At 73.3% G+C, this 25,468-nt stretch carries 18 protein-coding genes; 8 read left to right on the top strand and 10 right to left on the bottom strand.

Features of this window, described 5'->3' with window-relative positions:
* Window positions 1-154 precede the first annotated feature (154 nt).
* The 4 genes from IO29_RS03325 to IO29_RS03315 all read right to left on the bottom strand — a co-directional run bounded on the left by IO29_RS03325 (window position 155) and on the right by IO29_RS03315 (window position 4,018).
* Entirely contained in the window at window positions 155-1,363 is a 1,209-nt protein-coding gene (locus IO29_RS03325; protein WP_030377569.1) for an SIS domain-containing protein, read from the bottom strand.
* A gap of 147 nt (window positions 1,364-1,510) precedes the next feature.
* The gene (locus IO29_RS36175) at window positions 1,511-1,681 is read right to left on the bottom strand and encodes a Trm112 family protein (protein WP_078618071.1); all 171 of its coding nucleotides are present in this window, start codon (window positions 1,679-1,681) and stop codon (window positions 1,511-1,513) included.
* 403 nt (window positions 1,682-2,084) lie between these two features.
* Entirely contained in the window at window positions 2,085-3,449 is a 1,365-nt protein-coding gene (locus IO29_RS03320; RefSeq protein WP_030377568.1) for a phosphomannomutase/phosphoglucomutase, read from the bottom strand.
* Between the two features lie 197 nt (window positions 3,450-3,646).
* A complete protein-coding gene (locus tag IO29_RS03315) occupies window positions 3,647-4,018 on the bottom strand; it encodes a DUF3499 domain-containing protein (RefSeq protein WP_006143699.1) in 372 nt (123 codons plus the stop codon).
* A gap of 357 nt (window positions 4,019-4,375) precedes the next feature.
* On the opposite strand from IO29_RS03315, the gene IO29_RS03310 reads away from it, so the two are divergent.
* Window positions 4,376-4,822 (top strand): metallopeptidase family protein, encoded by a 447-nt coding sequence (locus tag IO29_RS03310; RefSeq protein WP_030377567.1) that lies wholly within the window; start codon window positions 4,376-4,378, stop codon window positions 4,820-4,822.
* 117 nt (window positions 4,823-4,939) lie between these two features.
* Here the strand turns inward: IO29_RS03310 and IO29_RS03305 are convergent, their stop codons facing one another.
* From IO29_RS03305 to IO29_RS03295, 3 genes are all read right to left on the bottom strand, one after another.
* Window positions 4,940-6,481 carry a DUF5719 family protein gene (locus IO29_RS03305; RefSeq protein WP_030377566.1) on the bottom strand — a complete coding sequence of 514 codons (1,542 nt, stop codon included), beginning with the start codon at window positions 6,479-6,481 and terminating at the stop codon, window positions 4,940-4,942.
* Window positions 6,478-10,386 (bottom strand): glycosyltransferase, encoded by a 3,909-nt coding sequence (locus tag IO29_RS03300; protein ID WP_078618070.1) that lies wholly within the window; start codon window positions 10,384-10,386, stop codon window positions 6,478-6,480. Before IO29_RS03300 ends, IO29_RS03305 begins: the two co-directional genes overlap by 4 nt.
* 384 nt (window positions 10,387-10,770) lie before the next feature.
* Window positions 10,771-11,034, bottom strand: coding sequence for a WhiB family transcriptional regulator (locus IO29_RS03295; RefSeq protein ID WP_030377564.1), 264 nt, complete (start codon window positions 11,032-11,034; stop codon window positions 10,771-10,773).
* A gap of 789 nt (window positions 11,035-11,823) precedes the next feature.
* Between IO29_RS03295 and IO29_RS03290 the strand changes: the two genes are divergently transcribed.
* The 4 genes from IO29_RS03290 (at window position 11,824) to IO29_RS03275 (ending at window position 15,877) form a co-directional block, all read left to right on the top strand.
* Window positions 11,824-12,333, top strand: a complete 510-nt coding sequence (locus IO29_RS03290; protein ID WP_030377563.1) for a cysteine dioxygenase — start codon at window positions 11,824-11,826, stop codon at window positions 12,331-12,333.
* A gap of 152 nt (window positions 12,334-12,485) precedes the next feature.
* Complete coding sequence (gene cofD, locus IO29_RS03285) at window positions 12,486-13,445, top strand: 2-phospho-L-lactate transferase (protein ID WP_030377562.1); 960 nt, start codon at window positions 12,486-12,488, stop codon at window positions 13,443-13,445.
* Window positions 13,442-14,767, top strand: coding sequence for a coenzyme F420-0:L-glutamate ligase (locus tag IO29_RS03280; RefSeq protein ID WP_106969738.1), 1,326 nt, complete (start codon window positions 13,442-13,444; stop codon window positions 14,765-14,767). Before cofD ends, IO29_RS03280 begins: the two co-directional genes overlap by 4 nt.
* Before the next feature lie 93 nt (window positions 14,768-14,860).
* Complete coding sequence (locus IO29_RS03275; RefSeq protein WP_030377560.1) at window positions 14,861-15,877, top strand: DNA-3-methyladenine glycosylase family protein; 1,017 nt, start codon at window positions 14,861-14,863, stop codon at window positions 15,875-15,877.
* 475 nt (window positions 15,878-16,352) lie between these two features.
* Here IO29_RS03275 and IO29_RS03270 read toward each other — a convergent pair whose 3' ends face one another.
* Window positions 16,353-17,435 (bottom strand): mannose-1-phosphate guanylyltransferase, encoded by a 1,083-nt coding sequence (locus IO29_RS03270; protein ID WP_030377559.1) that lies wholly within the window; start codon window positions 17,433-17,435, stop codon window positions 16,353-16,355.
* Window positions 17,436-17,618: 183 nt separating this feature from the next.
* On the bottom strand, window positions 17,619-19,142 hold the full coding sequence (locus IO29_RS03265; protein WP_234307376.1) for a peptidoglycan recognition protein family protein: 1,524 nt from the start codon (window positions 19,140-19,142) through the stop codon (window positions 17,619-17,621).
* 122 nt (window positions 19,143-19,264) lie between these two features.
* On the opposite strand from IO29_RS03265, the gene IO29_RS03260 reads away from it, so the two are divergent.
* The 3 genes from IO29_RS03260 to IO29_RS03250 all read left to right on the top strand — a co-directional run bounded on the left by IO29_RS03260 (window position 19,265) and on the right by IO29_RS03250 (window position 24,203).
* Window positions 19,265-20,020 carry a TIGR03089 family protein gene (locus IO29_RS03260; protein ID WP_030377557.1) on the top strand — a complete coding sequence of 252 codons (756 nt, stop codon included), beginning with the start codon at window positions 19,265-19,267 and terminating at the stop codon, window positions 20,018-20,020.
* A 318-nt stretch (window positions 20,021-20,338) separates the two neighbouring features.
* Entirely contained in the window at window positions 20,339-22,078 is a 1,740-nt protein-coding gene (locus tag IO29_RS03255; protein WP_030377556.1) for an LCP family protein, read from the top strand.
* A 343-nt stretch (window positions 22,079-22,421) separates the two neighbouring features.
* Window positions 22,422-24,203 carry an LCP family protein gene (locus tag IO29_RS03250; protein ID WP_030377555.1) on the top strand — a complete coding sequence of 594 codons (1,782 nt, stop codon included), beginning with the start codon at window positions 22,422-22,424 and terminating at the stop codon, window positions 24,201-24,203.
* An 84-nt stretch (window positions 24,204-24,287) separates the two neighbouring features.
* Here IO29_RS03250 and IO29_RS03245 read toward each other — a convergent pair whose 3' ends face one another.
* On the bottom strand, window positions 24,288-25,358 hold the full coding sequence (locus IO29_RS03245) for a glycosyltransferase family 2 protein (RefSeq protein WP_030377554.1): 1,071 nt from the start codon (window positions 25,356-25,358) through the stop codon (window positions 24,288-24,290).
* Window positions 25,359-25,468 lie beyond the last annotated feature (110 nt).

Here is a 25,468-nt window from a genome sequence, read left to right as displayed (position 1 = left end):
TCTCCGGGACGGGTGGGGCCCCGGGGCCCCGTCGGCGGTGTGGGTGGTGGGCGCGGTGGCGGTGCGGTGGGTGCGGTGGGTGTGATGGGTGCGGTGAGTGGTCCGTGGTGGTCCGGGCGCGTTCTGGTCGGGCTGGTCGGTCCGATCGGTCCGGTCAGGCGTTCGAGACGAGGGCCAGGTAGACGGCGGCGAAGTCCGTGACGGCGATGAGTTCCGCGAGGGTCTCCAGTTCGCCGCCCTCCTCCGGTTCGAGTTCGCTGATCGGTGTGTCATGACCGAACGCCAGTTCGCGGGCGGCGGGGGCCGCGCTGAGGCCGCCGATCGGGCGGTCGCGGAGCAGCACCACGCGCGCGTGGAGGGCGGCGGGCTCCTCCACGCGGTCACGGAAGAAGTCGTCGGGGTCGGCGCCGGCGGCGAGCGGGCCGGAGAGCAGGACGTGGTGGGCGGCGAGCGCCTCGGGGAGCTGTGCGGTGACCGCGGGGCGGCCGGCCAGTTCGGCGAGCGCGGCGGTGAAGCGGCGGCCGGCGGGGCCCGCGGAGGTGCCCTCCGTCCAGATCACCGGGAGGCTTTCGGCGAGCTCGGCGGCGAGGGTCTTGGCCGGGTTGCCGTACGTGGCGATGGCGGGGCCGCAGCGTTCGGCGACCCGGTCGAGGCGGTCGGCGACCTTCTCCAGCGTCTCGGGGGGCGCGGTCAGCAGGCCGGTGCGGTCCAGGAGGGCGAGGAGGGGGGTGAGCAGGGCCCAGAGGACGCCGGGGGCGGAGGGGGCGGGGGGTTCCGGGAGCTCGGGGGTGACGCCGGGGCCTTCGGCTCCTCGGGGAGGGTTCGGGTGCTCCGGGGTGGGCGGCCCGTAGGGAGCGGAGGGTTCGTGCGGGGCGGACGCCATCGGGACGAAGAGGCCGTGGGCGCGGTCGACCGCGTCCGCGATCGGGGTCCTGGTGGGGGCCACGGCGACGACCGTGCAGCCGCGGCGGTATGCCTGGTCGACGAGGAGGGCGAGGCCTGGCTCGTTGCCGTCGGGGGTGGCCACCAGGAGGAGGTCCACGGGGCCGGCCCAGCCGGGGAGTTCCCAGCGCAGGGCGCCGGGGGCGGGGGCCACGCCGGTGGGGTGCACGCGGGTGACCGGGCAGGCGGCGCCGGCGAGGGTGGTGAGCAGTTCCGCGACGCCCGCGGAGCCGGTGCCGGGGCCCGCGATCAGGATGGCGCGGGGGCGGCCGTCGGGCCGTAGTTGGCCGATGCCAGCCTCGGTGGCGTGGCGGAGGGCGGTGCGGACGCGGGCGCCGGCCTCGGCGGCACCGCGGAGGAGGCCGCGGCGGTCGGCTTCGGCGAGTGCGGCGGGGTTGTCGAGCAGCGATTCGTCGAGCATGGTGCGGGGCCTCCGGGCGCGGGGCGGCGGCGAGGGGGGCAGGGAAGGGTTGGGCTGGAGTTTCTCGTGCCGTTGCGGGCGGCCCGGCGCTCGTGCCGGTATGTGCGGCCCGGCGCTCGTGCCGGTGTGCGCGGCCCGGTGCATGCCCTACGCCGGGCGGCGGGCCTCGTCGACGAGGAGGACGGGGATGCCGTCGCGGATCGGGTAGGCCAGGGCGCAGGACTCGGCGGTGCAGACCAGCTCGTCGTCCGCCTCCTTGAGGGGGGCGTGGCAGGCCGGGCAGGCGAGGATCTCGAGGAGGCCGGCTTCGAGCGGCATGTCGGGGGTCCCTTCGGGGTGGGGCGGAGTAGGCGTGGTGGCCTGGTCAGGGTACCGCTGTGGGGGGTGCGGGGTGGGGGTGGGCCGGAGGGGTCTTCGCCCCCGCCGCCCCTGCCCTTCCCGTCCTCCAGGGGCTCCGCCCCTTCGACCCCGGGGGGCGGTGGTGGGGTGGGGGGGTGTGCGGGGCTCCGCCCCGGTATCCCGGCGGGGGCTCCGCCCCTGCGCCCCCGACAGACGTGAGGGGCTTCGCCCCCAGGCCCGTTGCAGGGCGGCCCCTAGGGGGCTGACCGCCGGTGGCGGCTTGTCGCGCGGTTCCCCGCGCCCCTGAAACGGGTTCCGCCCCCTGGACCCCCGGGGGCGCCCGGGGCTGCGCCCCTGCGCCCCCGACAGACGTGAGAAGGCGTCATGCCCTGATCAGAGCCAGGGCCTCGTCCCTGATTTTTGTCATCGTGGGGTCGTCCTTCGCCTCCGCGTTGAGGCGGAGGAGGGGTTCCGTGTTGGAGGGGCGGACGTTGAACCACCAGTCCTTGGTGGAGACCGTCAGGCCGTCGAGGGTGTCGAGGGTGACGTCCTCGCGGGTCTCGTACGCCGCGCGGATCGCCGCGAGGCGGGCCTGCTGGTCGTCGACCGTGGAGTTGATCTCGCCCGACGCCGCATAGCGGTCGTACGCGGCGACCAGGCGGGAGAGCGGGGCCTCCTGGCCGCCCAGGGCCGCGAGGACGTGCAGGGCGGCCAGCATGCCCGTGTCCGCGTTCCAGAAGTCGCGGAAGTAGTAGTGCGCCGAGTGCTCGCCGCCGAAGATCGCGCCGGACCGCGCCATCTCCGCCTTGATGAAGGAGTGGCCCACCCGGGTGCGGACCGGGGTGCCGCCGTTTTCACGGACCACCTCCGCGACCGACCGGGAGGTGATCAGGTTGTGGATGACCGTGCCCCGGCCGCCGTACCGGGCGAGCTCGCGGGCGGCGACCAGTGCGGTGATCGCCGACGGGGAGACCGGCTCGCCCCGTTCGTCGACGACGAAGCAGCGGTCGGCGTCGCCGTCGAACGCGAGTCCGAGGTCGGCGCCCTCCTCGCGGACACGCCGTTGCAGGTCCACGAGGTTGGCCGGGTCGAGCGGGTTGGCCTCGTGGTTCGGGAACGTGCCGTCCAGTTCGAAGTACATCGGGACGAGGGTCAGGGGCAGGCCGGCGAGGACGGTCGGCACCGTGTGCCCGCCCATGCCGTTGCCCGCGTCGACGACGACCTTCAGCGGGCGGACCGAGGTCAGGTCGACGAGGGAGAGCAGGTGCGCCGCGTAGTCGTCCAACGTGTCGCGCCGGGTGAGGGTTCCCTGACGGTCCGTCGGTTCCGGGGCGCCCGACTCGCTCCACTGTTCGATCAGTGTCCGGATCTCCGTCAGGCCGGTGTCCTGGCCGACCGGGGCCGCACCCGCGCGGCACAGCTTGATGCCGTTGTACCGGGCCGGGTTGTGCGAGGCGGTGAACATCGCGCCCGGCAGGTCCAGCGCGCCCGAGGCGTAGTAGAGCTGATCGGTGGAGCACAGACCGATGTGGGTGACGTCGGCACCCCGGGCCGCCGCCCCGCGCGCGAAGGCGTCGGACAGGCCGGGGGACGAGGGCCGCATGTCGTGCCCCACCGCGATCGCGTCCGCGCCGGTCACCTCGACGAAGGCGGCGCCGAACAGTGCGGCCAGCGTCTCGTCCCACTGGTCCGGTACGACACCGCGTACGTCGTACGCCTTCACGATCTGCGACAGATCAGCAGCCACGGCCGGCCTTTCTGAGGTCATTGAGGGGGATTGAGAGGCATTGAGGGTTGTCGGGTGCGTTGGGTGTGCTTGGGGGTCATCGAGTCATGGGGACCGGATGTCCGGGCCAACGTACCCGTGCGCTCCCGTGAGACGGCCAACGTACCCGTGCGTGCATGTGAGACGTGGCGGCCCGGCCGGTCGGCGGGTGGGCGCCGTCAGTTGTCCGGGGAGCGCAGCACCCTCAGGTGGCCGCGGCGGGCCACCTCCATCGGGTCGGCGGTACGCCCGCCGCCCGCCTCCGCCGCGCGCTGCTGCGGGCGGGCCGCCTCGCGGACCGCGTTGGCGAGCGCCTCCAGATCGTCACCACTGGGGCGCGCGGGGGCGGAGCCGTCCAGCAGACGTACGACCTCCCAGCCACGGGGCGCGGTGAGGCGCTCGGAGTGCTCGGCGCACAGGTCGTAGCAGTGGGGTTCGGCGTAGGTGGCGAGCGGGCCGAGGACCGCGGTCGAGTCGGCGTAGACGTACGTCAGCGTCGCTACGGCGGGACGGCCGCAAGCGGTGCGCGAACAGCGACGTACAGGGCTCACGACGTTGGACGGTACCGCACTCTTGAGCGGGCCGCGACGACTCTCCCCCAGGTCACTCCCCCGTGTCGGGGTGTGAGACACCCCACACGCACTGTTCGAACCACGTCGCTGACCTGCGAGGACAGCGACCGGCGAAATACCGAACAGGTAGGAATCCAGTCAGAAGAACGTACGAAAACGATCAATCCGCGTGAGTCGGGCGACCTCGGACGACCCCTAGAACATACGCAATCAAGCCGAGCTTGGCTGGAATGATCCGCTTCGGTCGTGCCGCGCCCGTGCGGCCCCGGCACCCCCGCGCTCCCGTCGCGTCGGGGCCGGGCGCACGGGCGACGGCGGGGCTACGCTTCGTAAGTGATGGACAACCTCGTACCGCACCGCGCCGCCGCCCCCGGGCCCCGCCGCCGCGACCGGCACGGCAGAGGCATGCGCGGCCCCATCGCACCGCCGCAGGTGCCGCTCGCCGCGAGCCGTGCCGAGGCCTTCGCGGACCTGGTGCAGGACTCGGTGGAGCGGCTCGAACGGCGCTGGCCGCAACTGTCGGACGTCGACTTCCTGGTCCTGGACGTGCCCCAGCTCGACGGCACGGCGGGCTGGAGCGACGACGCCGTTCCGCTGGGCGGCACCGTCGCGGCGCAGGGCGGCCGGCCCGCACGGGTCGTCGTCTACCGGCGGCCGGTGGAGATCCGCACCAAGGGACGCGACGAGCGGGCGGCGCTGGTCCACGAGGTGGTCGTGGAGCAGGTCGCGGAGGTGCTCGGCCTCACCCCGGAGACGGTCGACCCGCGGTACGGAGAGGACTGACCCCGGAGACGGCCGGCCGGCGGTGCGAGAGGACTGACCTCGAAGACGGCCGGCCCGCGGTACGGGCGGACTGCCCCGCCCGCGGTACGGCCAGCCCGCCGAGGTCCTGCCGACGCCCTACTTCTGCAACACCGACAGGTCCTGGTCCGCGTCCGGAACCGCGACCGTGCCGCGGTCGTCGGGGAGCGTCTGGACGGTGAAGGCGGGAACGCCCTCGTACGTACGTTCCAGGGTGCGCGACGCGTACACCGCACCGCCCGACAGATGTTCGACCGTGAGGGCGTATGTGCCCTTCAGACCGCCCGGCACGGGCACGGTGACGTTCTCGGTGGCACCGCCCTTGATCGTGTACTCCTTCGTCGCCGCCGTGCCGCCCTCGCTGCCCGCCGACGCCGTCACCCGCACCTTCGCCGACGAGCCGGGCGCGGCCAGGGACAGCACCGTGCCCTTGGCGCCGTTCCCGGCGACCGTCGCCCTGGTGTCCACCGGCGCGGTGGCCGGGATGAAGGCGGTCTCCTGCTTGCCGCTCTTGCCGCGCAGCACCCGCACGGCGGCCACCACCGGCACCGAGCCGTCGCTCGGGGTCAGCACCAGCGAACCGGCCTCACCGCGCGTGAGGTCGCCGAGGTCGACGGCGGTGGTCGTGCCCGCCTTGACGTGCACCGTCTCGTGGCCCGCCGGGGTGATCAGCCCGGAGGGGGAGGCGAGCCGCACCTTCAGGTCGGCGTCGGAGTCGCCCGGCGCGAACGCGACCAGCCGTACGTCGGTGGCGTCCGTGGGGATGCCGGGGAGCACGAGCCGGGTGGCCGGGTCGGTGGTGGCGGACAGCCAGTCGCCGCCCAGTTCGTCGTCGAGGGCCTGGACAACGGCGGCGACCCGCCCGCTGCGGACGTTCACATGGACCGTGAGGTCCTTCTCGTCGGCCTCGGTGAGGGTGGACAGCAGGATCGGCTCGCTCGCGTGCGGCTTGACGGTGATGCCGTCGCCGACGGTGGTCTTCAGGGCGCCGTCCTTGCCGTAGAGCTCGACGTCGACGACGGCGGCGGAGTCGTCCGGGTTGGTCAGGTGCACGTAGTCCGCGCGGGAGGCGGCGGTGCTGGCGCCCGGGAACCAGAACTCGGTGTCCGGGAGGCCGCACGCGGTGCCGAGCAGTCCGCGGCCGGCGCCCGCGGCGACCTGGGTGGTCTGCTGCACCGTCCAGCCGGGCGCGAACCGGCCGGTGGCGGTGCCCGCCAGGGCGGGGGTCTCGGCGCCGGAGGTGTCGTCGGCGACCGGGGTGCCGGGCTCCTTGGGTTTCAGTGACGGTGTGTCGGCGCTCTTCGAGTCGCTCTTGGAGTCCTTTTTGGAGTCCTTCTCGGAGCCACTCTTCGCGTCGCCGCCCTTGGCGTCGTCGGGCGACTGCCCGTCCGCCGCCGTCAGCTCCGCCTTGCCGTCGCTGCCGGTGCCCTTGGTGACCGGCGTGAACGACGTGTAGTCGGTCTCGGCCAGGTCGGAGTTGCTCGGTGCGGGGCAGAGCAGGCTGGTGCGCTCCACGGGCAGCTGGGCGGCCGCGCGGGCGGTGCTCGCCCCGGTGTCGGCCGGGGCGTTCATCGTGGCGAACCCGGTGACGGCGGCGAGCGCGGCCGTGCCGGCGATCAGGGACAGGGTGGTGCGCTTCACTGCTGGCTCCCGTGGGGGCGCTCGCTGTCGGTGCCGTTGTCGTGCGCCGGGTCGTACGGCGCGCCCTGGTCGTACGGGACGCCCTGGTCGTACGGCGTTTGCGCGTCGTACGGGGCCTGGGGGTCGTACGGGGCCTGCGCGTCGTACGAGACCTGGGGGTCGTACGCCGGGTCGTAGCCCTGGGCATACCCCTGGTCGTAGGGGGTGCCGGCGCCGTAGGCGTAGGGGTCGTACTGGCCGCTCTGGGTGGCCTCGGCGCCCTGGTAGGGGTCGCCCTGATAGGGCTGCTGCTGTGCCTCGTAGGGGTCCTGGGCGTACTGGCCGCCCTGGTACGGGTCCGCCTGGTAGCCGGCGTACTCGGTGTCCTGGTAGCCGGTGGCGCCGGCGGTGTCCCAGGTGTCGTACCCCTGGTGCGGGACGGACTGCTGCGGGACGGCGGTGGCCGGGTCCGCGTCGTCCTCCCGCTGTCCGGCCGGTACGGCGAACTCGTCGTCCGGTGCCTCTGATACGGAGCCGTCGGCGCCCTCGCCGGTGGCCCCGGCCGTCTCGAACTCCCCGGTGGCCTCGGCCGCCTCGGCGTTCTCGGCGCGTTCGCGCAGACGGCGGGCGCGGCGGCCGTCGCCGGTGAGGTCCTGGGCGGGTACGAGCGGCTCGTCGGGCAGGTCGTCGTCGACGTCGCGGCGGCGGCCCGGCAGGGCGAGCACCACCAGGACGACGGCGAGCAGTCCCTGCGCCCACAGCCAGGCGCTGTGGGCCAGCGGCGTGTCGTAGGTGACGTCGAGACGGCCGCCGGTGGCGGGGAGCTGGAAGCCCTGGGCCCAGCCGTCGACGGTGGTGCGGGTGAGCGGCTTGCCGTCCAGCGTCGCGGTCCAGTTGGCATCGGCGGTGTCCGCGATCCGCAGGATCCGGTCGCCGGAACCGGAGGCCGCCGGGATCTTGGTGTGGATCTCGACGGGCCCGGCGGCGACGGCCTCGGGCTCGCCGGAGGCGGAGGCCGAGGCGGAACCGGAATCCGATCCCGCGTCGGATCCGGACCCGGAGCCGGTCACGATCGCCGCGCGGGAGACCTGGCGGTCCACCCGCCACAGCGCGCTGCCGTCCTGCTGGCTGAGCCGGCTCAGCCCCGGCGTGGCGTCGAGGACGCGGCTCACCTCGCGGGGCGCGCCCTTGCGGACCAGCACGTACCGCACGGCGAAGCCGCCGAGTTCGTCGGCCTGGTCGGCGCCGGAACCGGCGACCAGGTTGGCGACGACCTTGTCGAGCCGCGCGTTCTCGCCGTCGGCCGCCGCCAGTTCGGCGTCCCCGAGGCGGGCCCCGGAGCCGCGTACCAGGGTGTAGCGAACGTCGGCGGCGGTGGGGCTGTCGAGGACGAGGGTGCGCGGCTGGTCCGAACTGGTGCTCTCCTCGGCGACGAACGCGGGCACCTGAGCGGGATCGCGGCGTTCCACGGGGCCGTCGGCGCCGCCGATCATCCAGCCCGCGGCGACGAGCAGCGGGCCGGCCGCGGAGGCGAACGCGATGAGCGCGGCCACGGGCTGGCGCCAGCCGAAGCTCTGTTCGGCCACGCGTGCGCGTGCCCCGTCGGCGCCGAGCACGGCGGCGGCGAGCAGCGCGATCCCGTAGACCAGGGTCGCGGGTCCGGCCCAGGCGGAGTCGTTGGACAGCACGGCGAAGACGAGGCCCACCAGCGCGATCGCCCAGGCCGTGCGGATGCCGAGGCCGCGCTCGGAGCGGAGCAGGGCGGCGAGCGCGGCGAGCACGATGCCGATCAGCATCAGGCCGCTGACCGTGCCCGGGCCGCCGGGGCTCGCGCCGAGCAGGTCGGTGGCCGAGGCGGCGCCGGCGCCGAACTCCAGTCCGGCCTCCTGGAAGAAGCCGGTCGGCAGCAGCGTCAGCGACCAGGGGGCGAGCACGAGCAGCGGCACGCCGAGCTGGACGAGGTAGCGCGGCAGGTACGCGAGCGCCTCGCGGCGGCGCACGGCCAGGACGGCGAGGCCGAGCACGGCCGCGATCGGCCACACGATCGGCGTGAACGCCGTGGTGGCGGTGAGCAGCAGGGCGTAGGCCCAGGTGGCGCGCCAGCTGCCGCGGGTGCCCGGGGCGTGGGCGAGCCCGGCGGCGGCGACGCCCGCGCGGGCGATGAGCGGCAGCAGCACGGCGAGGACGGCGGTGCCGAGCCGGCCGCCGGCCAGCGCGCCGGTGGCGGCGGGCAGGAAGGCGTAGGCGACGGCTGCCCAGGCGCGCAGCAGCCGGGAGGTGACCAGCGGGCGCGAGGCGAAGTACGCGGTGAGGCCGGCCAGCGGCACGGAGCAGACCAGCAGCACGGTGATCGCGAGCCCGGTGGAGCCGAGCAGCACGCTCGCGAGGAGGGCGACGGCGGCGAGGTAGGGCGGCGCGGACGGGGTGCCGCCGGCGCCGACCGGGTGCCAGGCGTCGAGGTAGCGCGACCACAGCTCGGAGGCGTCCGCGGGGGCGGGCAGCAGGGCGCCGCCGGCCAGGGCGCCGCCGCCGAGCAGATTGCGGCACGCGGCCAGGGAGACGAGCAGCAGCACCAGGAAGAGCACCGGGCCGGGGCGGCGGGCGATGCGCTTGAGGCGGGCGAACTGTTCGATCTCCAGGAAGTCGGCGTCGTCGCCGCCGGGGCCGGACTCGACGGCGCCGCCGTGCCGGCCGGCCGAGGACGCCTCGGGGTCGGAGCGGCCCACGAGGTTGCCCGCGACCTGTTCGACGGTGGCTCTCAGGGTGGCGCCGGGCGGCGGGAACAGGGGCTTGGACTCGTTCTTGTCGAGGTGGGCCCGGCGTTCGCGGCGGCCGGCCAGGATCCGCTCGGGCCGCAGCAGGACGCCGAGGAGTCCGCGGATCTCGTCCAGGGCCTGCCCGGGCACCTTGCCGACGAGGTAGGCGAGCGTGCGCAGCAGGGTGCCGACGACGATCCTGACGGCCATCCAGGGCAGCTGCGCGCCGCGGGCGTTGACGAGGAGGGTGTAGACGGCGCCGGCCTTGTCCACCTTGTGCGGGGAGGCGGCGGTGCGGCCCACGCAGTCGACGGCGCGGCGCTCGCGGGAGGCCGCCTCGGCGTGCCGTACGACGGCGTCGGGGGCGATCAGGACGCGGTGGCCGGCGGCCTGGGCGCGCCAGCACAGGTCGACGTCGTCCCGCATCAGGGGCAGGTGCCGGTCGAACCCGCCGAGTTCCTCGAAGACGTCACGCCGGATCAGCATGCCGGCGGTGGAGACGGACAGCACGGGGCGCACGTAGTCGTGCTGCCCCTGGTCCTGTTCGCGGCGGTCCAGCCCGGTCCAGCGGCGGCCGGAGTTGGCGATGGTGACGCCGACCTCCAGGAGCTGCCTGCGGTCGTACCAGCCGCGGAGCTTGGGGCCGACGACCGCCACGTCGTCCTGGCCGGCCTCGCGCTCGCGCTCCACGACGCCGAGGAGCTGGGCCAGGGCGTCGGGGGCGGGGGCGCTGTCGTCGTGCAGCAGCCAGAGCCAGTGTTCCGGTTCGCCGTACGGCAGTTCGGGCAGGTCGTAGGTGTCGTCCCGCCAGGAGTGGGTGACGGGGTCCCAGCCGCTGGGGCGCTTGAGGTACGGCAGGTCCTCGACGGTGGGCGTGGGCGCGGTGCGGTGCACCTCTTCGACGGCCTGGCCGAAGCCCGTGCGGCGGGCCAGGTGCAGCACGCGGTCGTCGCCGAGGGACTCGGCGAGCAGCCGTGCGGAGTCGTCCGCGCTGCCGGTGTCGGCGGCCCAGGCCTGCTGCACCGGGCGCTCCTGGCCGAGCAGCCCGGCGAGCGCGTCGGGCAGCCAGCGGGCGCCGTCGTGGGAGACGAGCACCGCCGTCACCACGTGACGCGGGAACTCTGGGAGGGCGGTGTCGTGAGGAACCGCCGTGTGGCTGTGCACGGACATCGAGGTACGGGCCCCGGTTCGATGGACTGCGGTGGACACCCGTGCCCGAACCTCAGGGGAACGGCGGGGTGTCTCGGACGGAGGCCCACACTAACGGCTGCGCAAGATCACGGCCCGCCGCCTGTGGACAACCCCGCGACGGCGGGCCGTTCGTGGTGTTTCGCGGCGTCTCGGGGCGCCTTGAGGGGCGCCGCTGCGGCGCGGGGGTGCGGCGGGGGGGTGGTTCCGGGGGGATGTGCGTGCGTCGTGCGTGTGCTGTGCGGAGGGCTCGTGCGGGTCGTGCGCGTGCGGCACGGGGGGCGACCCGTGCGGACGGTTCGTGCGGTTCGTGGTGGCGGCCGACGGGCCGTCAGAGCGCGGCCTTCTTCAGAACCGCGACCTTCTTCAGACCGCGGCCTTCTTCAGGCGGCGGCGCTCGCGCTCGGACAGACCGCCCCAGATGCCGAACCGTTCGTCGTTGGCGAGCGCGTACTCCAGGCACTCGGAGCGGACCTCGCACGCCAGGCAGACCTTCTTGGCCTCCCTCGTGGAGCCGCCCTTCTCGGGGAAGAAGGACTCGGGGTCGGTCTGGGCGCACAGCGCGCGCTCCTGCCAGCCGAGTTCCTCGTCCGCGTCGTCGACCAGCAGTTGCTCCACCAGCTCGGTCATGTGCGCCCCTCGTCTGTCTTTCGCGTCCCCGTGATGCGGTCGTTACCGATTCCGGCTGAACGACACGAGTGAAATTACAAGTGTGCTGCTCCGGGCGAGTCAAGCCGAGATCTGCTATTGAGCCCCTTATTCACTCTGCGGAACCAAGGCGGCGCAGTAAGTGTTCAAATCGGCCTAAATCATGACAGCCGACAGGGGCCCCGGCGGGCCTCCACCCCTTCACAGGGAAGGACGCCCGGACGGTCGATCTCGTTCCGCCCCGGTCGTCGAAGCGAACTTGATCACGTTCGTATCACAGGATCACAACGGCGGCCGTGCACCCGGGTGTGGGCCATGTGTCCCCGTATCCGGGAGAGCAAACCTTTCGCCTGGGGGATCCACCGGATGAGGTGAAACACCCGTACGGGCCGGGGGACGAGTTGACACCGGGAGTGTGAACCGGTGTCCTAGGGGGCATGCTCGCGAACTTGGCCATCGCCTCGACCCGGCTCACCGGGTCCCACGGTGCTGCCCGGTCTCGCTGTAGCTGTCGGCAGTGTTGTCGTTGTTCCGGCTGTTGAGCGCCGTCTGTCGCTCCGGTCGTCGCCGGGTCCGGGTGTAGTCGTCCGGTCGGTTTTCTCGTTGACCCCCGTGGGGTGTCGTCCTCGTCTGCTGGGCGTCGTCCTCGCCCCGCTCGACGCGTGATCCGGTCGTCTGTTCGCTTCGGTCACCCGCGTCCGCGTCTCGCGTTCCGTGTCCTCCCTTCCTTACCGTTCCCGCCTCACTCTCCGCCGAGGAACCACCGCATCCATGAACAGTGACAGCGACCTCCAGATCGCCGGCGACATCCTCGAAGTGCCGCATCTGCTCCAGCCGCCGCGCGAGCATCCGTCCACCGTGGCCGAGTTCGCCGGGCTGGCGCGGGCCGTCGCGGCCGACCGCGCACAGTGGGAGCCGCTCGTCCAGTACGACGCGACGTCCCGGTGGTACCACCGGCTGCGGACCGGGCCCGGGTACGAGGTGTGGCTGCTGTCGTGGGTCCCCGGGCAGGGCACCGGGCCGCACGGGCACGGGCCGTCGTCGGGGGTGCTGACGGTGCTGGACGGGGTGCTGACGGAGCGGAGCGCGCGGGGGGTGCGGGCGCTGGGGGCGGGGGTGCAGAGGGTGTTCGGGGCGGGGTACGCGCATGAGGTCGTCAACGATGCGTTGGTACCCGCGGTGAGCTTGCATGTGTATTGGCCGGGGCTGACGGAGATGCCGGTCGTGCGGGGGGTGGGAGCGGGGGCTTGCGCCCCCACTGCCCCCTTGGGCGCCTTCTAGCTCGGGAGCTTCCGTTCGTTGGCGGGTGCGCGTTCGTGGAGGGCTGGTCGCGCCCGCGCGGCGGAGCCGCGGATCGACACGGCCCCGCGCCCCTGACGGGCGGGCGCCCCCTTCGGGGCGCTTTGTCAGTGGGTGCTGACAGACTGTGTCCCATGCGGATTGTGGTTTTGGCCGGTGGGATTGGTGGGGCTCGGTTCTTGCGCGGGTTGCGTGGGGCCGTGCCGGATGCCGAGGTCACCGTCATCGGGAACACCGGGGACGACATCCATCTCTTCGGGCTGAAGGTCTGTCCGGACCTCGACACGGTGATGTACACGCTCGGCGGCGGCATCAACGAGGAGCAGGGGTGGGGGCGGGCCGACGAGACCTTCCACCTCAAGGAGGAGCTCGCGGCCTACGGCGTCGGGCCCGAGTGGTTCGGGCTCGGGGACCGGGACTTCGCCACGCACATCGTGCGCACGCAGATGCTCGGCGCCGGTTACCCGCTCAGCGCGGTGACCGAGGCGCTGTGCGACCGGTGGCGGCCGGGGGTGCGGCTCCTGCCGATGTCGGACGACCGCGTCGAGACGCACGTCGCCGTCGAACTGGACGGCGAGCGCAAGGCGGTGCACTTCCAGGAGTACTGGGTCCGGCTGCGCGCCTCCGTGCCCGCCGAGGCCGTCGTCCCGGTCGGCGCCGAGCAGGCGAAGCCCGCGCCGGGGGTGCTGGAAGCGATCGCCGAGGCTGACGTGATCCTTTTCCCGCCGTCCAACCCGGTGGTCTCCATCGGCACGATCCTCGCCGTGCCCGGCATCCGCGCGGCGATCGCCGACGCCGGCGTGCCGGTCGTCGGCCTCTCCCCCATCGTCGGCGACGCGCCCGTGCGCGGGATGGCCGACAAGGTGCTCGCGGCGGTCGGCGTGGAGTCGACGGCCGCGGCGGTCGCCGAGCACTACGGCTCGGGGCTGCTGGACGGCTGGCTGGTCGACACGGTCGACGCGGGCGCGGTCGAGCGGGTCGAGGCGGCCGGCATCCGCTGCCGTGCCGTACCGCTGATGATGACCGATCTTGAGGCGGCGGCGCAGATGGCCCGGGAGGCGCTCGCGCTGGCGGAGGAGGTGCGGGTCGCGTGAGCGGGATCGGTGGCGGGACGACCGGCGGTGCCGGGTTCCGGGTGTGGGCCGTGCCCGGGCTGCCCGAGGTGCGGCAGGGCGACGACCTCGCCAAGCTGATCGCCGCGGCCGAGCCGGAGCTGGCCGACGGTGATGTGCTGCTCGTCACCTCGAAGATCGTGTCGAAGGCGGAGGGACGGGTGCTGCGGGCCGCCGACCGGGAGGCCGCGATCGACGCCGAGACGGTACGGGTGGTGGCGCGGCGCGGGCCGCTGCGGATCGTCGAGAACCGGCAGGGCCTGGTGATGGCCGCCGCCGGGGTCGATGCCTCCAACACCCCCGAGGGGACCGTACTGCTGCTGCCCGAGGACCCCGACGCCTCCGCGCGGGCGCTGCGGGACGGGCTGCGGGACGCGCTCGGGGTCGAGGTCGGGGTGCTGGTCACCGACACGTTCGGGCGCCCCTGGCGCAACGGGCTGACGGACGTGGCGATCGGTGCCGCGGGCGTACGGGTCCTGGACGACCTGCGCGGCGGCACGGACGCGCACGGCAACCCGCTGAGCGCCACGGTCGTCGCCACCGCCGACGAACTGGCCGCCGCGGGTGACCTGGTCAAGGGCAAGGCCGCCGGGCTGCCCGTCGCGGTGGTGCGCGGGCTGGCGCACCTCGTCGGCGGCGGTGACGGCGACGGGGCGCGGACGATGGTGCGCGGCGCGCGCGACGACATGTTCCGGCTCGGTACGTCGGAGGCGGTACGCGAGGCGGTGACACAGCGGCGCACGGTGCGGGCGTTCACCGACGAGCCCGTCGACGCCGGTGCCGTACGGCGGGCGGTGGCCGCGGCGGTCACCGCGCCGGCGCCGCACCACACGACGCCGTGGCGGTTCGTGCTGCTGGAGTCGCCCGAGGCACGGACCCGGCTGCTCGACGCCATGCGGGACGCGTGGATCGCCGACCTGCGCCGCGACGGCAAGAGCGAGGAGTCCATCGCCAAGCGGGTCCGCCGGGGTGACGTGCTGCGCAACGCGCCCTACCTGGTGGTGCCGTGCATGGTCATGGACGGCTCGCACACGTACGACGACGCGCGGCGGGACGCGGCCGAGCGGGAGATGTTCGTGGTCGCCACGGGCGCCGGGGTGCAGAACTTCCTGGTCGCGCTGGCCGGGGAGCGGCTGGGCTCGGCGTGGGTGTCCTCGACGATGTTCTGCCGGGACGTCGTACGGGAGGTGCTGGAGCTGCCGGAGGCGTGGGAGCCGATGGGGGCGGTGGCGGTGGGGCATCCGGCGGGGGAGCCGGCGGCGCGGGGGGAGCGGGAGGTGGAGGGGTTCGTGGCCGTGCGGTGACGGGGGGCACATCGGGTTTGGGGAACGGGTGGCTGGGGGGCGGCCTAGTCTCGTAGGGCGTCTTCTACCTCCTCTTCCCCAAGGACCTTTTCCGTGGCTGGACGTTTCGTTCCTCGGCCCACGCGTACGACCATGCGCGGCGGGGACGTCGTCGTGCCCCCGGGGGTGCCCTCACCGGCGTCCCCCCGCCCCGTCGCCGGGCTGCGGCGGTCCTGGGCGTTGCCCTGGCCCCTCGACCTCGGGCTGGTGCTCGGGCCGTTGCGGCGCGGGCCCGCCGACCCGACCTTCCGTACGACGCCGGACGGGTCGGTGTGGCGGGCCAGCCGTACGCCGGCCGGGCCGGGGACGCTGCGGGTCGCGGTGCGCGGTGGGGTCGCCGAGGCGGAGGCCTGGGGGCCGGGGGCGGAGTGGCTGCTGGAGAAGCTGCCCGAGCTGCTGGGCGCGATGGACGATCCCGACGCCTTCGAGCCGCGGCACCGGCTGCTGGCGATGGTGCGGCACCGGCGGCCGGGGCTGCGGCTGACGCGGACCGGGCTCGTGCTGGAGTCGCTGATCCCGTCCGTGCTGGAGCAGAAGGTGACCACGGACGAGGCGTACCGGGCGTGGCGGCTGCTCGTACGGAAGTTCGGTGAGGTGGCGCCGGGGCCGGTGGCGGGGCGGATGTGGGTCATGCCGGAGCCGCGGACGTGGGCGTTGATTCCCTCGTGGGAGTGGCATCGGGCCGGGGTCGACGACAAGCGGGCGTCGGCGATTCTGCGGGCGGTGCGGGTCGCTGCGCGGCTGGAGCAGGGGGTGGGGATGGCGCCTGCGGAGGCGCGGGCGCGGTTGGAGGTGGTGCCGGGGGTGGGGGTGTGGACGTCCGCGGAGACGGTGCAGCGGAGTCATGGGGCGGCGGATGCGGTGACGGTGGGGGATCTGCATCTGCCGGGGATCGTGGGGTTCGCGCTCGGGGGGGATCGGGGGGCGGATGATGCGGCGATGTTGTCGTTGCTGGAGCCGTATGCGGGGCAGGGGCAGCGGCATCGGGCGGTGCGGTTGGTGTTGTTGAGTGGGCGGGTGCCGGGGCGGCGGGCGCCGCGGATGCGGCGGGGGGACATCGGGCGGTTGTGATGGCTGGGGGTTCGCCCGGGAGTTTTTTCGCCCCCGCCGCCCCTACCCTTCCCGTCCCTTCAAGGGGCGCTGCCCCTTGGACCCCGGGCCCTCCGGGTGGGGGCGCGGGAGAGCTCGGGTGGGTGGGGTTCGTTGGCGGGTGCGGGTGGGTGGGGACTTCTCGCGCAGTTCCCCGCGCCCCTAACGGGGCACGATGAGTGCTCGCGCCCACCGCGGCGGAGCCGCGCAAGACAACACAGCCCCGCGTCCCTTACGGGGCACGGTGAGTGCTCGCGTCCACCGCGGCGAAGCCGCGCAAGACAACACAGCCCCGCGCCCCTTACGGGGGCACGGTGAGTGCTCGCGCCCACCGCGGCGGAGCCGCGCAACACAACACAGCCCCGCGCCCCTCAAAAGCAGGAGGGCGCCCCCTGCGTTGGTCGCGCCCCGCGGCGGAGCCGCAGATCAAATACAGCCCCGTGCCCCTGCCTGAGCCCTACTCGTCCGGTGAGAAGCGCACCGCTCCCGCCGGGATGTGGGCGTCGCACCAGATGCGGGTGCCTTCGCGTAGTTCGTTGTCGGGGCCTACCGTCGCGCCGTCGCCGATGACCGTGCCGGTGAGGATGGTGCGGCGGCCGACGCGGGAGTGGGCGCCGATCATGGAGTCGGTGATGACCGCGCCGGGCTCCACGACCGCGCCGGACAGCAGCGTGCTGCCGCTGATCCGGGCACCCTCGCCCACGCACGCGCCCTCCCCGACCACCGTGCCGCCGGTCAGCTTGGCGTCCGTGGCGACCTCCGCCGTCGGCAGCACCAGCCGGTCGCCGCAGCGCCCCGGCACCGCCGGGGACGGGGCGCGGCCCAGGACCAGGTCGGCCGAGCCGCGCACGAACGCGGCGGGGGTGCCGAGGTCGAGCCAGTAGGTGGAGTCGACCATGCCCTGCAAGTGCGCACCGGCGGCCAGCAGCCCGGGGAAGGTCTCGCGTTCGACCGAGACCGGGCGGCCGGCCGGGATCGTGTCGATGACCGAGCGGCGGAAGACGTACGCCCCCGCGTTGATCTGGTCGGTGACGATCTCCTCCGGGGTCTGCGGCTTCTCCAGGAACGCCGTGACCCGGCCCGTGCCGTCCGTCGGGACCAGTCCGTAGGCCCGCGGGTCGGTCACCCTCGTCAGATGCAGGGAGACGTCCGCCCCCGTCGACTCGTGCGTGCGGACGAGGGCGCGGATGTCCAGGCCGGTGAGGATGTCGCCGTTGAAGATCAGGACCGGCTGGTCGGGGCCGGAGTGGAGCCGCCCGGCCACGTTGCGGATGGCACCGCCGGTGCCGAGCGGTTCCTCCTCGGTGACGTACTCCAGGTGGAGGCCGAGGGAGGAGCCGTCGCCGAAGTACGGCTCGAACACCTCGGCGAGGTACGACGTCGCCAGCACGATGTGGTCCACGCCCGCCGCCCGCGCCCGGGCGAGCTGGTGGGTGAGGAAGGGGACGCCGGCCGCCGGGAGCATCGGCTTGGGGGTGTGCACCGTGAGCGGGCGCAGGCGGGTGCCTCTGCCCCCGACCAGGAGGATCGCTTCTGTCACCTGTCGTCTCCGCTTCCTGCCGGGACCGGCCGAGGCCCCTCGGCCGGTCAGTGTATGCAGTCCGTTCGACGCGCTTTCGAGGCGCCCGCAGTACGCCCGCAGTACGCCGGCGATGCGTCCGCGACGCGCCTCGCCTCGGGCACTTTATGGCGTTTTGTGGCGAACGCGGGTGCGGACGTGCCGTCAGCGTCCCTGGTAGCCCGCCGAGGTGGACCTGGCCGAGCCGAGCTTGGCGTAGAGGCGTTTGCCGGGGCAGCTGGTGGCGAAGCCGTCCCGGTGGCCGGAGATCGTGTGCAGCCGTACCTTCCTGCCCTTGGCGTAGAGGTTGCCACCCCCGGACGTCAGGTATGTCTTGCCCTTCGGATTGACGCCGTACAGGCCGAGCTTCCACGCCGTCAGGCGCGCGATGGCCTTCACCGCGGCGGCGGACGGCTTCTTGGAGCTGTAGGTGCCGAGCACGGCGATGCCGGTGCTGTCGGTGTTGAAGCCGAGGGTGTGGGCGCCCATGACGGGCTTGGCGACGCCGCCCGCGCGGCCCTCGTAGATCTTTCCGCACTTGTCGACGAGGAAGTTGTAGCCGATGTCGCGCCAGCCGTTGCTCAGCACGTGGTAGCGGTAGATGCCCCGGATGACGGAGGGCGCCTGGGCGCACGTGTAGTTGTTGCCGGTCGCGGTGTGGTGCACGAAGGCCGCCTTGACCTTCTTGGTGTACGTGAAGCCGCCCTTGCGGATCCCCTCGTCGGCGCCCCAGCCGCGCCGTGTGGTGATGCTCGGCCGGGGGCCGATGTACGGCTTGGCGCGGGTGCCGTCGGCGGAGTCGGGGAGCCCCGCGGCGTACGCCGCCTCGGTCTCCTCCTTCGACAGGGCCGGGATCACGGTGGCCTCCGGGGCCGCGAGCTCCGCGTTGGCGGCGGCGGTCTCGGCCGTACGGGCGTCCAGGACGGGGGGGCGGTCGGCGGAGACGGGGCCGAGCGCGGGGACGGGGGCCGGGGCGGCGTCGGTGCGGGTGCCGGTGCCGGTGCCGGTGCCGGTGCCGGTGTCCGTGGCGGGCGGCTCCCCCGGGTCGACGAGCTCCAGGCGGAGGCCGCCGGGGAGTTCCCATGCGGTGGGGTCGGGGTCCGTCGCGTCGGCGGAGCCCCCGGCCGCCGTACGGCCGTCGGTTCCCGCCTCGCCGGGCTGCGCCGGGCGCACCCGGACCTCGACGCCGTCCGAGTCGCCCACCCACAGCGGGGCCGTCGCGCCGCGGACCCGGCCGGAGCGGCTCTCGGCGGTGCCGGGGTCGGCCGCGTGGTCGTCGTTGTGGGTCTCCACCTCCTGCCAGTCGGACCACTGGTGGGTGCCGGTGGCGCGGGTGCGGACCTGGACCGTGCCGTGCAGGGCGGCACGGGGGTCGTCCCAGACCACGCCCAGCAGCGAGAACGGCCGCACCTCACGCCGGGTCAGCCCCTGGACGCCGGCGCCCGCCCCGGCCCGGGTGCGGGAGAGGGGGGCGAGCGCGAGGGACTGGGTGCTGCCGGGGACGGCCCCGGGCGCGGTGCTGTCGGGGACGGCCCCGGACGCGGCTCCGCGTGCGGTGGTGGAGACGGTCTGCGAGGGCGAGGCGGCCGCGGTCGCGGCGGTCGGGGCGAGCGGCAGGGTGAGTGCCGCCGCGCAGGTGACGCCGATCGAAGAAACAAGGTATCCACGCATGCCCTCGATCCTGAACATAGTCATACATATCTGTCCATCGCGGACTTGACGGGCCGTCGGTCGGCGTTGCGCCGAACCGGTGGCCCCCGGGTGGCCCGTACGGTCGGTTCCCGCCGCGCCGCCCGCGTAGGCTGACGCGCGTGAACGCCACCGACCGCACCCCTGCCGACCTGCTGCGATCCGCGCTCGCCGCGGACCCCGCGCGCCCCCTGGTGACCTTCTACGACGACGCCACGGGCGAACGCGTCGAACTCTCCGTCGCCACCTTCGCCAATTGGGTGGCCAAGACCGCCAACCTGCTCCAGGGCGAACTGTCCGTGGAGCCCGGCGACCGGGTCGCGCTGCTGCTGCCCGCGCACTGGCAGACGGCGGTGTGGCTGCTGGCGTGCGCGTCGGTGGGGGCGGTCGCCGATATGGCGGGCGCACCGGGCGCCGCCGATGTCGTCGTCAGCGGCCCGGAGTCGCTCGAAACGGCGCGCGCCTGCTCCGGGGAGCGCGTGGCGCTCGCCCTGCGCCCCCTCGGCGGGCGGTTCCCGCAGCCGCCGGAGGGGTTCCTCGACTACGCGGTGGAGGTGCCCGGCCAGGGCGACCTCTTCCGGCCGTACGCCCCGGTCGCCCCGGAGGAGCCGGCGCTGATCGTCGCCGGGCGGGAGTTCAGCGGCGCCGAGGTGGTGGAGAGGGCCCGCGCCGACGCGCCGGGGCTCGGCCTGACGGGTCCGGGGTCACGACTGCTGTCCGGACTCCCGTACGACACCTGGGAGGGGCTCGCGGCGGGCCTCTACTCCCCGCTCGCGACGGGCGGTTCCGTGGTGCTGTGCCGGAACCTGGACGCGCTCCCCGAGGAGCGGCTGGCACAGCGCGTCGAGACGGAGCGCGTCACGGCGACGGCCCGCTAGACGGGACGCGTCGCGGCGACGCCTCACCAAGAATGCCGGAATCTCCCCTTCCGGCAGCCCTTTTGGGCACCGTTGGTAAAGCCCGGCCCAAGAGCGGGAACATCAGAGCTAAGAACTCTCTGAGAAATAGGTCGGATTGCCCGGTTGTAGGCACGTGAAAAAGCGCACTGCCGTCGCTCAAGCCCCAACCGGGCGGATAGTGTGAGCGACCCGGTGCATGCCTCGAGGTCCGTCCTGGGCTCACGCATCGCATGAAGTGACCCGAGCGCCTTTGAGGGGAAAGGCGCCGCGTGGCCCCGACGGAGGATTCGGACAACCGTGGACGCGCAAGGCCGTGGGCGGGCGGACAACATCGACCCCGCAGACCAGTGGGTACTCAACCCGGACACCGGCGAATACGAACTGCGACTGGCTCCTTCCCCTCCGCAGTCATCGGTACCCAGACCCCGCACCGCCGACGCCCCCGTCGGGCGGTCCCGCAGCGCGCCCGGCCCCGAGGCCCCGGCGCCGGACGCGCTGCCCGGGCAGCGCCGCCGTCGCGGCGCCCCGGAGGAGCCGCCGCCCGGCCGCCGGCGCGGCAAGACCAGTGGTCGTACCAAGGGCAGGCCCAAGAAGGGCAAGGCCAAGAAGGTCCTGCTGTGGACCGGTGGCGGCATGGCCTTCGTGCTCGTCGCGGTGACCGGCGCGGGTTACCTGTACCTCAAGCACCTCGAGGGAAACATCACCACGACGGACGTCGGTGACGCGGCCAAGAGCAGCTTCAGCAAGGACGAGGCCTTCAACCTGCTGATCATCGGCACCGACAAGCGCACCGGCGCCGGCAACGAGGGCTACGGCGACAAGAACAGCGTCGGCCATGCCGACACCAACATCCTGTTGCACGTCTCCAAGGACCGGACCAACGCCACCGCGCTGAGCATCCCGCGCGACCTGATCACGAACATCCCGGACTGCCCCACCAAGCAGGAGGACGGCAGCACCAAGGTCATCGGGGGCACGCAGAACGTCCGGTTCAACACCAGCCTCGGCCAGGACAACCGCGACCCGGGCTGCACCATGCGCACGGTCAAGGAAGTCACCGGGATCGAACCCGACCACTTCATGATGGCCGACTTCAACGCCGTCAAGACGCTGACCTCGGCGGTCGGCGGCGTCGAGGTGTGCGTGGGCAAGGACGTCAACGACCCGGACTCGCACCTGAAGCTGTCCAAGGGCAAGCACACGATCGAGGGCGAACAGGCGCTCGCCTTCCTGCGCACCCGGCACAGCTTCGGCAACGAGGGCGACCTCGACCGGATCAAGGTGCAGCAGCAGTTCCTGGGCTCGCTGGCCCGCAAGATGTCCTCCAGCGACACGCTGACCAGCCCCACCAAGCTCTACAAGCTCGCCGAGGCGGCCACCAAGGCACTCACCGTCGACACCGGCATCGGCAAGGCGAGCACGCTGAAGGACATGGCCCTTGAGCTGAAGAAGGTGCCGCCGAAGAACATCACCTTCCTCACCGTCCCGGTGCTCGACAACCCCCTCGAGAAGGTCAAGGCGACGGTCGTCGTCAACCAGGCGACGGCCCCGGCGGTGTTCCAGGCGATCAAGGACGACGTCTCCTTCACCGCGGTGAAGCAGAAGGAGAAGAAGGAGAAGGCGGCCGTCGCGGCCCGGCTGAAGGGCTCCCGCTCCGCCGCAGCCGACATCCGCGTCGACATCTACAACGGCGGCGCCGCCACCGGCAGCGCCCAGGAGACCCTGGCCTGGTTGCAGAACGAGCAGGGCGTCGCCAAGGCCAGCCAGCTCGGCAACGCCGAGAAGACGCTCAGCAAGACGACGCTGGAGTACTCCCCCGACCAGGCCGACCAGGCCCGCAAGCTGGCCGACCTGATGGGGCTGCCCGCCTCCGCGATGAAGCCCGGCGAGAGCGAGAAGAACGACCAGGGGCTGCCCGCGATCGTGCTCACCCTCGGCAAGGACTTCAAGGGCGCCGGAACGCCGGTGAAGTCGTCGTCCAAGGCGCCGGACGTCGACGGAAAGTCGACCGCGGACAAGCAAGTCTGCTCCACGTGATGACCTGACGGGGCCGTTGCGCGTCTAACAGGGCGCAGACGCACCGCCGCCGGAGCCCATCCGGTACGGCGTGTGCGGCGTCCAACGGGACGCGAGGACATCGGGCGGGTGCCACACGGAGGCTCCCGCCGCCGGCCGGGCCGCACCGCGCGCCCGGCCGGACGCGGGGAGCCGTACGGCCGCGAGAAACGGCGGACACGGTTTCTTACCCGCGCGGATACATCCGGTCGGGCGCGTGGGGCGTCCAACCGTACGGCGATGGTCCGGACCGGGCGCGACGGGGCGCCCGGCCGGACCGTGAACGGACCCGTGTGACGGGCGCAGGGTGGGAGGCAGGGCGGCGATGGTGCCTAGCGGTGTGCGGGGAGAGGGGGCGCGACCACGCGCCCGGGACGCCGGTGATCTCGGCTGGCACGAAGACCTCTACGAGGGGGACGGAGCCGGGGACAGGACCGGCACCGCCCCGGGGGCCGAGGCCCGGGGCGGTGCCGCGCAGGGCACCAAGGAGACCGGCGGCGCCCACTCCCAGAACGGTGACGGCGACGGCGGCCCGGCCGCGCGTGGCGGCGGCCACCGGCGCGGCGGCGGCCCGGGGAACGGCGACGGCGACGGGTCCGGCAACGCGGCGGGCCGGCCGCGCCGCAGACGCCGGGTGCTGCGCTGGTCGGCGACGGTCCTGGCGGTGGTGATACTCGGGACCGCCGGTGCCGGATACCTCTACTACCAGCACCTCAACGCCAACATCAAGAAGGACGATCTCAACCTCGGCGACTCCAAGGACCGCGCCGCCAAGCCCACCCCCAACGCGGCCGGCCAGACCCCCCTGAACATCCTGCTGATCGGCTCCGACGCACGCGACAGCAAGGAGAACCAGAAGCTCGGCGGCGCGAAGGACACCTTCGGCGGGGACGCCCGCGCGGACGTGCAGATGCTGGTGCACGTCTCGGCGGACCGCAGCAACATGTCGGTGGTGAGCATGCCCCGCGACACCCTGCTGCACCTGCCCAAGTGCACCGATCCCAAGACCAAGAAGGTCTACCAGGCGACCACGTCGCTGGCCATGACGAACGACTCCCTGAACCACGGCGGCCCCGGCTGCACGGTCGCCACCTGGGAGAAGCTGACCGGCATCCACATCGACCACTTCATGATGGTCGACTTCGCGGGCGTGGTGTCGATGGCCGACGCCATCGGCGGCGTCCCGGTCTGCGTCGACAAGAACGTCTACTCGCACACCTCGACCGGCCACGGCTCCGGCCTGAAGCTGAAGAAGGGCACCACGTACGTCAAGGGCAAGCAGGCCCTGGAGTGGCTGCGCACCCGGTACGGGTTCGAGGACGGCAGCGACATCGCGCGGACCAAGGCGCAGCACCAGTACATGAACGCGATGGTCCGCCAGCTGCGCGAGAACGCCACGCTGGGCAACCCGAACAAGATGCGCAAGCTCGCCGAGACGGCCACGAAGTCGCTCACCGTCGACGACGGCCTCGGCACCGTGAAGAAGCTGTACGACCTGAGCATGGAGCTGCGCAAGGTCCCCACCAACCGGATCAGCATGACGACGATGCCGTGGGTGTACTCCTCCGACGGCAACCGGGTGCTGCCCAAGCCGGAGGACGCGGACAAGCTGTTCCGTCTGGTGCGCGAGGACGTGGCGCTGGACGGCAAGGACAAGAAGAAGGCCAAGGAGAAGAAGCCGTCGGACCCGGCCGCCGCCGACGACAAGATCTCCGTGCAGGTGGTGAACGGCACCCGCACCGACGCGCTGGCCCCGGTCGGCGGACGGGCCACGCAGGTGACGCAGCTGCTGGCGGGCAAGGGCTTCACCCAGGCCAGGGCGGACGGCGCCACGCTGCCGTCCGAGGAGACCACGGTCGTCCGCTATCCGAGCGCGGACCTGGAGGGCGACGCCCGGCGGGTCGCCAAGGAGCTCGGCATCCCGACGAACGCGGTGGAGAAGTCGACGGACGTCTCCGGCGTCACCCTGTACGTGGGCGCCGACTGGCGCTCGGGCAGCACCTACAAGGCGCCGGAGGACGACGACAAGGTGCCCTCGTCCGCCAAGCTCGACAAGGGCTCGGACACCGGGGCGTGCATGAAGGTGGACCCGAACTACACCTGGTGAGACACGACTCGGGCCTCTCCCCGGCGCGTTCGCCGTCGGGGAGGGGCCCGCTTCCGTGGTGCCGTACGGTCGGCCGGCGGCGGGTCAGCCGACGGCGGTGCTGGTGTCCGTGTCCGGGGCGGTCACGGCCGGGCGGCGGGAGGCGATCACCTTGCGGGCCAGTGAGCGGGGGCTGGTCAGGAAGCCCCAGCCCCACGACATGTGCATGGTGGCCAGCGCGACGGGGATCCGCAGCCGCGCCTTCAGTGGCAGCCCCTTGCCCGCGGGCAGCGACCCGGCGGCGATCGCCGCGAGATAGCCGGCAGGGATCACATAGCCCCACGGGGTCAGGGCGGCGCCGACCACGATCCCCGCCGCGATCGCGCACACGGCGGTCGGCGGGGCGAGGTAGCGCAGGTTGATCGAGCCCTCGTGGTAGCGGGCGACCACGTGTCGCCAGCGGCCGTAGTCCTTGTACTGCTTGGCCAGCGCCCGGACGCTGGGGCGTGGCCGGTAGGAGACCCGCAGCTCGGGCGAGAACCAGATGAGGCCGCCCGCCTCGCGGATGCGGAAGTTCAGCTCCCAGTCCTGGGCGCGGATGAACTCCTCGTTGTAGCCGCCCTGCCGCTCCAGCGCCTCGCGGCGGAAGACGCCGAGGTAGACCGTCTCGGCGGGGGCGGCCTCGCCGCCGGTGTGGAAGGCCGCGTTGCCGACGCCGATCTTCGAGGTCATGGCGGCGGCGACCGCGCGCTCCCAGTCGTTCTCGCCCTCGGCGTGCATGACGCCGCCGACGTTCTGCGCACCGGTCTCCTCGAGGAGGCGTACGGCGGTGGCGATGTAGTTCGGCGAGAGCATGCCGTGGCCGTCGACGCGGACCACGATCGGGTGCCGGGAGGCCTTGATGGCGGCGTTGAGCGCGGCGGGGGTGCGGCCGGTCGGGTTGGGCACGGTGTGCACGCGCGCGTCCTCGCGCACCAGTTCGGCGGCTATCTCGTCCGTACGGTCGCCGGAGGGACCGAGGGCGATGACCACCTCCATCTCGCCGGCGTACTCCTGGGCCAGGATCGCGGTGACGGCTCCGCGCAGGTGCCGCTCCTCGTTGAGGACGGGCATGATCACGGACACGGCGGGGAGCTGCCCGTCGGAGCGCACCTGACTCACGTGGTGGGATCCCATCTCGTCTTTTCGTCCGGGGGGTTTCATCCGGATTGTCGTCCGGGGGTCTTCGTCCGGAGAGTTCTCATCCGAATCGGTGCTCACGTTACCGCGATCGGGGGACACGGGTG

The sequence above is a fragment of the Streptomyces sp. NRRL F-6676 genome, from assembly GCF_000725625.1.
In the GTDB taxonomy this organism is placed as follows: Bacteria; Actinomycetota; Actinomycetes; order Streptomycetales; family Streptomycetaceae; genus Streptomyces.
The sequence above is the reverse complement of the archived record's forward strand: the minus strand, read 5'-3'. Positions and strand labels throughout refer to the sequence as shown.

Excerpts from the sequence above, each read along its gene's own strand:
- IO29_RS36175 (WP_078618071.1), bottom strand. The coding sequence starts at position 1,681 with ATGCCGCTCGAAGCCGGCCTCCTCGAGATCCTCGCCTGCCCGGCCTGC.
- IO29_RS03245 (WP_030377554.1), bottom strand. The coding sequence starts at position 25,358 with ATGGGATCCCACCACGTGAGTCAGGTGCGCTCCGACGGGCAGCTCCCC.
- IO29_RS03310 (WP_030377567.1), top strand. The coding sequence starts at position 4,376 with ATGGACAACCTCGTACCGCACCGCGCCGCCGCCCCCGGGCCCCGCCGC.
- cofD (WP_030377562.1), top strand. The coding sequence starts at position 12,486 with ATGCGGATTGTGGTTTTGGCCGGTGGGATTGGTGGGGCTCGGTTCTTG.
- IO29_RS03290 (WP_030377563.1), top strand. The coding sequence starts at position 11,824 with ATGAACAGTGACAGCGACCTCCAGATCGCCGGCGACATCCTCGAAGTG.
- IO29_RS03325 (WP_030377569.1), bottom strand. The coding sequence starts at position 1,363 with ATGCTCGACGAATCGCTGCTCGACAACCCCGCCGCACTCGCCGAAGCC.
- IO29_RS03265 (WP_234307376.1), bottom strand. The coding sequence starts at position 19,142 with ATGTTCAGGATCGAGGGCATGCGTGGATACCTTGTTTCTTCGATCGGC.
- IO29_RS03300 (WP_078618070.1), bottom strand. The coding sequence starts at position 10,386 with ATGTCCGTGCACAGCCACACGGCGGTTCCTCACGACACCGCCCTCCCA.
- IO29_RS03295 (WP_030377564.1), bottom strand. The coding sequence starts at position 11,034 with ATGACCGAGCTGGTGGAGCAACTGCTGGTCGACGACGCGGACGAGGAA.
- IO29_RS03250 (WP_030377555.1), top strand. The coding sequence starts at position 22,422 with ATGGTGCCTAGCGGTGTGCGGGGAGAGGGGGCGCGACCACGCGCCCGG.